At 68.1% G+C, this 9,620-nt stretch carries 10 protein-coding genes; 5 read left to right on the plus strand and 5 right to left on the minus strand.

Going from position 1 to position 9,620, the window contains the following annotated elements:
* A partial coding sequence (locus K9U41_RS19685) for a fused MFS/spermidine synthase (RefSeq protein WP_282642553.1) occupies positions 1-1,045 on the minus strand: 1,045 nt, incomplete at its 3' end.
* A 336-nt stretch (positions 1,046-1,381) separates the two neighbouring features.
* Positions 1,382-3,289, minus strand: a complete 1,908-nt coding sequence (locus K9U41_RS19690; RefSeq protein ID WP_282642554.1) for a hypothetical protein — start codon at positions 3,287-3,289, stop codon at positions 1,382-1,384.
* A gap of 430 nt (positions 3,290-3,719) precedes the next feature.
* Here K9U41_RS19690 and K9U41_RS19695 point away from each other — a divergent pair, with 430 nt between their 5' ends.
* The 5 genes from K9U41_RS19695 to K9U41_RS19715 all read left to right on the plus strand — a co-directional run bounded on the left by K9U41_RS19695 (position 3,720) and on the right by K9U41_RS19715 (position 7,240).
* Complete coding sequence (locus K9U41_RS19695; protein ID WP_282642555.1) at positions 3,720-4,550, plus strand: peptidylprolyl isomerase; 831 nt, start codon at positions 3,720-3,722, stop codon at positions 4,548-4,550.
* On the plus strand, positions 4,547-5,560 hold the full coding sequence (locus K9U41_RS19700) for a HupE/UreJ family protein (RefSeq protein ID WP_282642556.1): 1,014 nt from the start codon (positions 4,547-4,549) through the stop codon (positions 5,558-5,560). The genes K9U41_RS19695 and K9U41_RS19700 overlap by 4 nt, the downstream gene beginning before the upstream one ends.
* A gap of 44 nt (positions 5,561-5,604) precedes the next feature.
* On the plus strand, positions 5,605-6,216 hold the full coding sequence (locus K9U41_RS19705) for a HupE/UreJ family protein (RefSeq protein WP_282642557.1): 612 nt from the start codon (positions 5,605-5,607) through the stop codon (positions 6,214-6,216).
* A complete protein-coding gene (locus tag K9U41_RS19710; protein ID WP_282642558.1) occupies positions 6,213-6,827 on the plus strand; it encodes a HupE/UreJ family protein in 615 nt (204 codons plus the stop codon). Before K9U41_RS19705 ends, K9U41_RS19710 begins: the two co-directional genes overlap by 4 nt.
* A 212-nt stretch (positions 6,828-7,039) precedes the next feature.
* A complete protein-coding gene (locus tag K9U41_RS19715; protein WP_282642559.1) occupies positions 7,040-7,240 on the plus strand; it encodes a KTSC domain-containing protein in 201 nt (66 codons plus the stop codon).
* A gap of 120 nt (positions 7,241-7,360) precedes the next feature.
* Here the strand turns inward: K9U41_RS19715 and K9U41_RS19720 are convergent, their stop codons facing one another.
* The 3 genes from K9U41_RS19720 to K9U41_RS19730 all read right to left on the minus strand — a co-directional run.
* Entirely contained in the window at positions 7,361-8,137 is a 777-nt protein-coding gene (locus K9U41_RS19720) for an outer membrane protein (protein ID WP_282642560.1), read from the minus strand.
* A 494-nt stretch (positions 8,138-8,631) separates the two neighbouring features.
* The gene (locus K9U41_RS19725) at positions 8,632-9,150 is read right to left on the minus strand and encodes an RNA pyrophosphohydrolase (RefSeq protein ID WP_282642561.1); all 519 of its coding nucleotides are present in this window, start codon (positions 9,148-9,150) and stop codon (positions 8,632-8,634) included.
* 140 nt (positions 9,151-9,290) lie between these two features.
* Positions 9,291-9,620, minus strand: a 330-nt coding sequence (locus K9U41_RS19730) for a GNAT family N-acetyltransferase (RefSeq protein WP_282642562.1), incomplete at its 5' end; no start/stop codon positions are given.

Below are 9,620 nucleotides of genomic sequence, written 5' to 3' on the forward strand. Positions count from 1 at the left end.
GGGCCAGCTCGGTGAACAGGGCGCCCATGGCGATGGTCGGCGGCAGGAAGGCCAGCGCCGCGATGCCCAGCTCCGCGAAAAGGCGCCCTTCGAAGGTGGCGGGAAGCCCTGTCCGCAGCATCGCCAGCAGGGTGTCCGACAGGCCGAGGAGCGCAGCGCCGAGCAGGCAGGCAAGGGCGGTGGCCGCCACGAGGGGGCGGGTGAGGGCCGCGCCGGGGTGGCGCGCGGCGATGGCGTTGCGGGCCACGGCACCGAGCGCCGTCCCGGTGAGATAGGCGGCCAGCAGGATGGCGAAGGTGTAGATGGTGTTTTCGAGGATCTGGCTCAGCACCCGCACCGTGAGCACTTCGTAGCCGATGCCGAGCAGGCCGGTGACGAACAGGGCGGCCAGCGGAGCGCGCGCGCTGTCCGTGTCGTCGCGCAGAAAGGCCGTCGCCGGCGGCACGGCTGCCGCCACGGGCGCGGCGCGGCGCCCACCCGCGCAGGCGATGAGCAGGGCGGCGCAGGCGAAATTGAGCCCGGCGCAGGCCATCAGCGTCGCCGACAGGCCCAGCGCCGGAATGAGCAGGAAGGCGGTGGCAAGCGTGCCGGCAACGGCCCCCGCCGTATTGGCCGCATAGACGCGCCCCACTGCCCCGCGCGCCGCCAGCAGGGGCACCAGCACGGCTTCCAGCGCCGGCAAGGTGGCGCCCATGGCCAGCGTCGCCGGCAGCAGCAGCACGAAGGGCAGGCCGAAGGCCACGGCCCATTGCCGCAGCGGGTCCGCATCCACCGGCACCAGGGCCGGCACCTGCTCCGCCGCCAGCGGCGCGAGCACCACGAGGGCGAGGGCCCACAGGCCGATGACGCCTTCAAGGCCGGCATACCATGCGGCGGGCTTGGGGCTGCGCGCGATGCGGCGGCCGAGCAGCAGGCTGCCGAGGGCAAGGCCCGCGAACAAGGCGGAGACCACGCCGAGCACCGCCACGATTTCATGGCCCAGCGCGACGGCGAGCATCCGCGCCCAGACGATCTCGTATCCCAGCCCGGCGAACCCCGACAGCATGGCGACGGCGGTGATGGCGCCGATGCGAAGGCTATGGCTGCCGGACCCTGCGGCCTCCGGCGAAACGGCACCGGGTGACGAAACGGCAGGTGACGAGGTGGCAGGTGACGAAGTGGCGATCTTCGCGCTCAGGTCCCCGCGGGCGTGGGACGTAGGGATCTGGGACGTAGGGAATCGGGACATGGGGAACTGGGACATGGGGAACCTGAAGGGTCGAAAATGCGAACCGGGGGCCAGAAGGCCCGAAAAAGCGAACCGGGGGCCAGAAGGCCCCCGGGCGTTACGCGTTACGAACGTCGGGTCTGAACCGGCGCGCCGAAGCGCGCCGGTTCAGCCTCACTTCTTGAGGGAGACGGCGAGGGCGCCGTTGGTCTCCACCAGCAGCTTGGGCTGGTCGGCGACGCGGATGAAGATGGGGTTGGTGTAGAACCACAGGTCCGACCAGCCGGCCACGTCGTAGCTGGAGATCTTCTGGCCGTCGCGCACCACGAGGTGCGAGGGGCAGGCGGCGTCCGTGCAGGGCACGAACGGACCCTGGGCGGTGTTCTCGGGATCCCAGTCGTTCAGGGGATTGCCCTGGGCGTCGGTCTCGGCCGGCACGGAAGCCGGCAGGTTGCTGCCGCGGGCCCGGACGTACATGTTGTTCTGCACGTTCGAGATGGTCACCACCATGGTCCGCTTCTGGCCGCTCACGGTCCAGTTGTTCGGGCCGAAGGTGGCGAGACGCGCGGCGGTGGTGTTGGTCCCGTTGGTGTAGTTGGCGTTGTCCGCGGCCACGACGCCGGAGACGTTGCCCTTGATGAACTGCACCTGGCGCAGGGTCGGACGGTTCAGGGGCTCCTGAACGCCGATCTGGGCCAGCGACGGGTTGTTGAAGCTGTACGGCGAGTGGTTGGTCCCGGTCGGCTGGTTCACCTCGAGGGTGAGCTTGACCGAGCGGCCACGCGGAACCACCAGCGTCTGGCCCATCTTGGCGGTGCCGGCCGGCGAATAGCCGATGACCTGGGCGGTGTAGTTCAGCTCACCGGTGATCAGGTCGCCCTGCACCGAGTAGGAGTTGCCGGAGCGCACGCCGTCCACGATCACGTTCGGGCGCAGGGTGGTGCCGGAGGCCGGACGCGGCAGGTACAGCTTCTGGTATTCGCCGGGATAGAAGTCGTTGGTCGAGCCGGCTTCATAGATGCTGAAGGCGCCGCGATTGTGCCAGTCGGAGCTGGCGTAGAAGAACCAGTTGCGGCCTTCGCCCAGCAGCGCGTCCCACACGCCGCCGATCTTGGCGGCGTAGATGCCGGTGCCGCCGAAGGTGGTCACGCCCACCGAATCGCAGCCCGTGCCGCAGAAGCCGGCGCGATACTCGCCGCGATTGTTGGAGGCCTGGTGGCCCGGCTGGCTCTCGAAGCCGACGGCGACGGTCGGACCCGCATTGTTGAAGTCGCGGAGGTGCTCGATGTTGAACCCGTTGTTGCCGTTCGGGTTGAACACGCCGGCGCGCTCCAGGTGGGCGGGCACGTAGTAGCTGTCCAGCGGATAGTATTTCTGCAGCCACTGGACCGAGGGGATGGCCTTGTTCTTGTGGTTGAGCGTGCCCGAGCCCGAGCCCGACGCGTTCGCCACTTTGCCTTCCCAGGCGTGGTTCGGCGCGCCCTTGGAGAAGTCGGTGTCCGAGCGGTCGAAGCGGTATTCGAATTCGGCCACGCCGGCGGCGTCGCCGGTGTTGCCGCCGAAGTTCTGCGGCTTCTGGTTGCCGATCACAGTCATCGAGGTGTGCTCGTGGCCGGGCACGTTGGTCTCGATGGCGGCATAGAGCATGGGCTTGTTGAGCTCCTTCGCGAGGCGCGTAAGCTCAGGGTAGATGATCTCCTCGGCGCTCTGCCAGCGCCACATGGAGCGGTGGCCCTGCGACATGGCCACATCGCCCTTGACCGTGGTCACGGGTGCCACGTCCCAGAACTTGCCGGTGCCGGTGGTGGAGCCGTCGCCCTCGGGATCGTCCACCCGGCAGTCGCGCGGGCTGGAGCCGCCGTGGTCGGCAGCGCCGAGCCATTCGAGGCCGTAGCTCTGAACCGCCTTCTTCACCATGGTCTCGACCGACGAGCGGCCGTCCGAGCACGGCGTGTGGTTATGGAAGTCGCCGGCCATGTAGCTGTCGGCGAAAACCGGCGTGGACGACAAAGCCATCCCGCCGGCCACGGCGAGGACCGAGGCCCCCGCAATCAGTTGATGCGCCAGCACCGCGCTCTTCATTCTCCAACCCCTTTGAATGAGACGGACGTCCAGAATCCGCTGGCGCTCTACTATCGTCGTTCTGTGACTGCCTGCTGAAGCTTTGATGACGCGCGGAAAGGTGAGCCGAATAACTGGATTGTCGCACCGACGGGAAAACACGCCGCGCTGTCATCAACGCGACACCACCGGTTCGCTAGAGCACGTTCCGGTTCGCGGGCATCGCAGTCCGGTCGGAGCCATCTTTCTGTGTTGAGCCAGAGCCGGCTTCACCGCGTTGCGGATCCGGTTCTCGACGTGCTCGGAGCGCTTACCGGCATCCGTGCAAGGTCGGTGCGGGAGACGGGATTTGACGTCATCGGGTTTGGAGCCGACCGCGGGAGCGGTCGATGCAAAGGGCGCCGCGGCAAACGGTGCGACAGCGGGCGGCGCGAAAACGGGCGGCGGGGGCGTGCTGGGTTTTCTCCGGCGGCTGGTGCGCGAGCCGCTGGTGCAGTTCATGGTGCTGGGCGCGGTGATCTTCGCCGTGCATGCCGCCACCACGCCCTCGGTGAGCAAGGAACGGCTCATCGAAGTCACGCCTGCGGTGCGCCAGTCCATCGTGGACGCCTTCAAGGCGTCCCATGAAGGTCGCGCGCCGGGCGCCGACGAACTCGCAAAGCTCATCGACCTTTGGCTGCTGAACGAGATCACCTTCCGCGAGGCGCTGGCGCAGGGGCTCGACAAGGGCGACGAGATGATCCGGGACCGCATCACCCACAAGATGCGCCTGCTCATCTTCAACGGCGTCGACGTGACCGAGCCCACCCCCGACGAACTCAGCGCCTGGTACGAGAAGCGCCGCGCCAACTACGACATTCCCGATCTCGTCAGCTTCATCGACGTGCCCTTCACCGGGGCCGATGCGGAGGCCCAGAGCCGCGCGGTGCTGGAGCAGATCCGTGCCGGCACCGAGCCCGAGGAGGTGCAGCGGCGCGCCCTCATCTTCTCGCAGCGGCCGCGGCAGACGCTGGAGCCGTCCTTCGGCAAGGATTTCGTGGACCAGATCGTCGCCGGCCCCAAGGGGGAGTGGCAGGTGCTGCCTTCCGCGACGGGGTGGCACGTGGTGCGGCTGGACACCTTCGTGCCCGGTCGCCGGGTGGACCTCGACGAGGTGGGCGGCCAGGTGGCGCAGGCGTGGAAGGACGAGCGGCGGCGCATCCTCGCCATCGCCGCCACCCGCGACCTGGGCAAGGCCTATGTGATCCGGCGCGACGACGCGCCGGCGGGCGGCAACCCATGAGCGGAACGGCAAACGCCACCGCAACCGGAAGCCCCGGCGCGCGGCGGCGCTTCGCCGCGCTGGGCAGCCTTGCCGCGGCGCTGCTGTGCCTCGTCGTTGCGCTTCTCGTTCCGGCCTCGCAGGCCCGGGCCCATGAGGCCACCATGGCGGTGATCACCCTGCGGGAGATCGCGCCGGGCCGCTTCATCGGCCAGTGGACCATGCCGCCGGTGGACATGACGCTGCAGCCCCTTTTCCCGCCCCACTGCAAATGGGAGCCGCCGGAACTGGTGTGCGGCGCGCGCGGCCTCACCGGCCAGCTGAGCTTCATGGGCCTCGGCAGCAAGCAGTCGGTGGCCACCATCCGGGTGGTCCCCCACGAGGGCCCCATGGAGGTCTATACGGTGAGCGCCGCCAAGCCCACCGTGATGGCGGCGCGCGATCCCGGCACCGACCTCGCCATGTGGCGGGACCTGGCCGAGACCTACGTCAATCTCGGCATCGACCATATCCTGCGCGGCATCGACCATCTGTTGTTCGTGCTCGGCCTGATCTGGCTGGTGAAGGGCGGCTGGAAGCTGGTGAAGACCATCACCGCCTTCACGGTGGGCCACTCCATCTCGCTGGCCGCCGCCACCTTCGGCCTGGTGGGGGTGCCGGAACGCCCGCTGAACGCGGCCATCGCGCTCTCCATCGTGTTCGTGGGCGTCGAGATCGTGAAGCTGCAGCGCGGGGAGGTGGGCCTCACGGCCCGCTATCCCTGGACCGTCGCCTTCGCCTTCGGCCTGCTGCACGGGCTGGGATTTGCCACCGCGCTCACCGCCCTGGGCATCCCGCAGGCGACGCTGCCCATCGCGCTGCTGTTCTTCAACGTGGGCGTGGAAATCGGCCAGCTCTCCTTCGTGGCGGTGGTGCTGGCGCTGCTGTGGGCCCACCGGCAGGCGCAGGCCCTGCTGCCGCGCTGGGGCGCCGCCATGCCGGCCTATGTGATCGGCTCGGTCGCGTCCTACTGGTTCCTGCTTCGGATCTGAGTGTTGTGCCGCCCAGGCATCCCTGTCGTGAGAGGAAAATGCTGATGAAACGCCTGGTCCCGAACGCCGCCGCGCTGTTGGCCGTGCTGTTCGCCGCCATCCCGCTGGCGCCTGCCTTCGCCCACACCGGGACGGGCGTGTCGCTCGGGCTCCTGAGCGGCTTCATGCATCCCCTGTCCGGCGCCGACCATCTGGTGGCCATGGTGGCGGTGGGCCTGTGGGGCGCGCAGCTGGGCAATCCCGCCATCTGGGTGCTGCCCGTGACCTTCCCGCTGGTGATGGCCGTGGGCGGCGTGCTCGGCGTGCTCGGCGTCCCGCTGCCGGCGGTCGAGCCGGTGATCGCGCTGTCGGGCATCGCGCTTGGCCTGATGGTGGCGCTCAGCGCGCGGCCGCCTTTGTGGGTCGCCGCCGCCATGGTGGGCGTGTTCGCCATCTTCCACGGCTATGCCCATGGCCAGGAGCTTCCCGAGGCGGCGGATGCGGTGGCCTATGCGGCGGGCTTCGTGGCCGCCACCGGCCTGCTCCACCTGTCGGGCATCCTCATCGGCGTGCTGGTGGGCTGGGAAGCCGGCGCCCGGGTGGTGCGCACCTGCGGCGCCGCCATCGGCTGCGTCGGCGTCTACTTCCTGCTCGCGTCCGTGGGTGTCATCGAATGAAACGCTGGCTTCGTCTCCTTGCTGCGGCGGCCGCGCTGGCGCTCGCGCCCACCGCGGCCCACGCCCATCTGGTGGATACGCGGCTCGGCGATTTCTACAGCGGCGCGCTGCATCCCCTGACGGACCTGCAGCAGGTGCTGCCCTGGATTGCCCTGGCCGTGCTCGCCGCCTTCCAGGGCGCGCAGCGGGCGCGCTGGATCATCCTGGTGTTCCCGCTCGCCCTCGCTGCCGGCGGGGTGGCTTCGCTCTATCTCCCGCTGCCGGCGTTCGCTCCTCTCCTCGGCCTTGTGCTGGTGGCGGTCACCGGCCTCGCGGTGGCGGTGGCGGCGCGCCTTCCGCTCGGCGTGCTGCTGGCCATCGCGGTGGTGATGGGGCTGCTGCACGGCGCGCAGAACGGCGCGGCCATGGTGGTCACCACCGATCGGGTGCTGTTCCTCTCCGGCATGACCGCCATCGGCTATGGGGTGATCACGCTGGCCACCGGAAGCGCCATCGCCTTCCTGCACGGCGCGGCGTGGCGGCCCATCGCGCTGCGGGCCGGCGGCAGCTGGGTGGCGGCGGTGGGCATCATGGTGCTCGGCCTCAATCTGGTGCGTCCCGTCGCGGGGTGAGATCCCCCGCAGCGCATGGGAGCCGGATTTCTGGCTGGATCGTCGCGGTCCGGGCAGCGACCCCGGCCTGAACTTCGGCGCGGGCGGCCGGCGCCCCGGTTCTGCGGGGCGGGGCCGGGGCCTCACCTTCTGCCGGCAAAGTTGTAATGGTCGGAGGCTCGGCTAAGCTGCTTCCCCAATGCCGAATCGCGGCTGCAGAGGGGAAAAGCGCATTGCCGCATTTCAATTCTACGGCCATATCGCGGGCCGAATACAACCCGAAGACCCGGGTGCTGTCCCTGTGGTTCGCCGATGTCGGCGGGCCCTGCGATTACTGTCGCGTCCCGCTGTTCGTGTATGAGGGCCTGTGCCGGGCCGGGTCCAAGCGCGACTTTTTCAAGACCTACATCCACGACCAGTACGCCACCTGCTGATCCGCCGGGGTGGAAGGGGCGTGCAAAAAGAAAGAGCCCCGGCAGGGGCCAGGGCTCTCCAAGTGGACACCCTGGCGGGTCGGCGCGTGTCGCGCAAACCCGCCGAAAGTGCCGGCGTTCTCAGAAGCGATAGTTGATGCCGGCCTTCACCAGATTGATGGTCTGGTCGACGGTCGAGGTGTAGGCGGGCATGTAGGTGTTCGGGACGAAGTTAAAGGTCACGTCGGTGCTGCCGAGGTCGATATAATTGTATTCGACCTTCGCGGACCAGTTGTTGAAGAAGGCCCATTCGACGCCCGCGCCCAGGGTCCAGCCCCAGCGGGTGGAGTCGGTGGTGGCGCTGTAGCTGGCCGGGGGGTATTCGAAATCCGTGTTGCTGGCGGTGTGGGAGGTGGTGGCCCAGGCCGCGCCGCCCTTGGCATAGAGCAGGACGCGGTCGAAGGCGACGCCGAGGCGGGCGGTGATGGTGCCGAGGGCGTCGATCTTCGAGGAGCAGGGGTTGTTGCTCACGATGCAGGTCGAGGCGAGGGGGTCATACTGACCGGGGCGGACGATGGAGCCGGAGCCGGTGAGATCGGCCCAGTTGGCATCGGCCTCGACGCCGAGGACGATGTTCTTGATCTGGTAGTTGTAGCCGATCACGCCACCCACGAGGCCGCCGTCGAGGCTGTAGCTCGCGTCGTCGGCGTACGTGTTGTACAGGTCATGGGTGTTCGAGAAATCGTTCTGGGCCCAGGCGTAGCCGCCCTGGGCGCCGATGTAGAAGCCGGTCCAGCTGAAGGCCGGCGCGACGGGCGCGGCCTTGACCGGCATCTTGGTGGCAAGGTCCGCCGCCTGGGCGGAGCCGGCGGCGATCATCGCCGCGAGAATGGTTGTAGCGAGCAGCGCCTTACGCATGTCTATCCCCCGAGCCGGATGAAACAGAATGCGAGGGTCTTAGCGCAGTTCAGCGCTCATGACTGTCTCCCAAGGGCAACAGGTGACCTTGGCCGGACTGTCATACCACAGACAAAATAGTCTGGTAATGTGGCTCTGGAATGAGAAAATATGTTCTCTTGGCGTAAAACTCAATATTATCTCTGTCATGTATGGGTGTTGTCGGCGTGATCGATCATTCTATTCATTGATAATCATGCTCAGGCGAGGCATTTTTATTACGTAACCTTGCCGTGCGGGTAGTATCCGGGGTGCCGGGCCAGAGCATATCCGGTGAATGCGCATTCACCGGATATGCTCTGTCTCTTTGTTTTTATGCAGTTCCAGACACAACACCCTCGCACACGTGTGCTGGAATTACCCTCGGCGCGATCCGGGCAAATTGAACCCATTTGCCGGGTGAAACGCTCTCTCGTTCAGAGCAAACGCTCTCTCGTCCAGAGATAGAGAACGCGCTATGCGGCGAACGGGCGGAAGCTCTTCACCACTTCCTCATAGACCCTGCGCTTGAACGGGACGACCAGCTCCGCCACCTTGTCGAGGCTCTCCCAGCGCCAATCCATGAATTCCGGCTTGTGGCCGCCGCCGCCGGGGCGGGTGATGTTGATCTCGGCATCGAGTCCGGTGAAGCGCAGGGCGAACCATTTCTGCGTCTGGCCGCGATACTTGCCCTTCCAGGCCTCGCCGGCGATGCGGCCCGGCAAATCATAGGACAGCCACTCCTCCACCTCGGCGAGCTTCGTCACCGAGCGCATGGAGGTCTCCTCGTACAGCTCGCGCAGGGCGGCGTCGAACGGGGCCTCGCCCTTGTCGATGCCGCCCTGGGGCAACTGCCAGGAATGGGTGGCGTCCACGTGCTCCGGCCCGCCGATGCGCCGGCCGAGGAAGACCTTGCCGGCCGCGTTGAACACGCACAGGCCCACGCAAGGGCGGTAAGGCAGGTCGTCCTGTTTCTTGTCGTGGCGATTCGACATCGGCGTGATCCGCAAGGAGGGGTTGCTTTGCATCCTCATTGGCCCGCGCGGCGTCGCCGCGCAAGCCCGGGAAGGGCCCAATGCCGTCCGCGCGCCGCGCGGTGGTCTCTCAGTGGGCCGCGCGGTGGCGCGGTGTGCCTTCAGTGAGCCGCGCGGTGGCGCGGCAGGGCGGTGGAGCCCCAGGCGCGCAGCGAAGCCCAGATGCGCCGGTCGAGCTGGAAGCGGTCCACGGGCACGGAGGCGCCCAGCGCCTTCACCCGGGTGAGGCCGACGCCCGACCACTGGAAGCCGCACTTCTCCAGCACCCGGCGCGAGGCCGGATTGACCACGCGGGCCGAGCCGATGAGGAGCTGCAGCCCGGTCTCGGAAAACGCGTAGTCGATGACGGCCCGCACCGCCTCGGTGGCGATCCCGCGGCCCCAGAAGGGCTCGCCGATCCAGTAGCCGATCTCGGGGGCGGGCTCGGGCGG

It is taken from the genome of Xanthobacter autotrophicus (assembly GCF_029991245.1).
GTDB lineage: Bacteria > Pseudomonadota > Alphaproteobacteria > Rhizobiales > Xanthobacteraceae > Xanthobacter > Xanthobacter autotrophicus_C.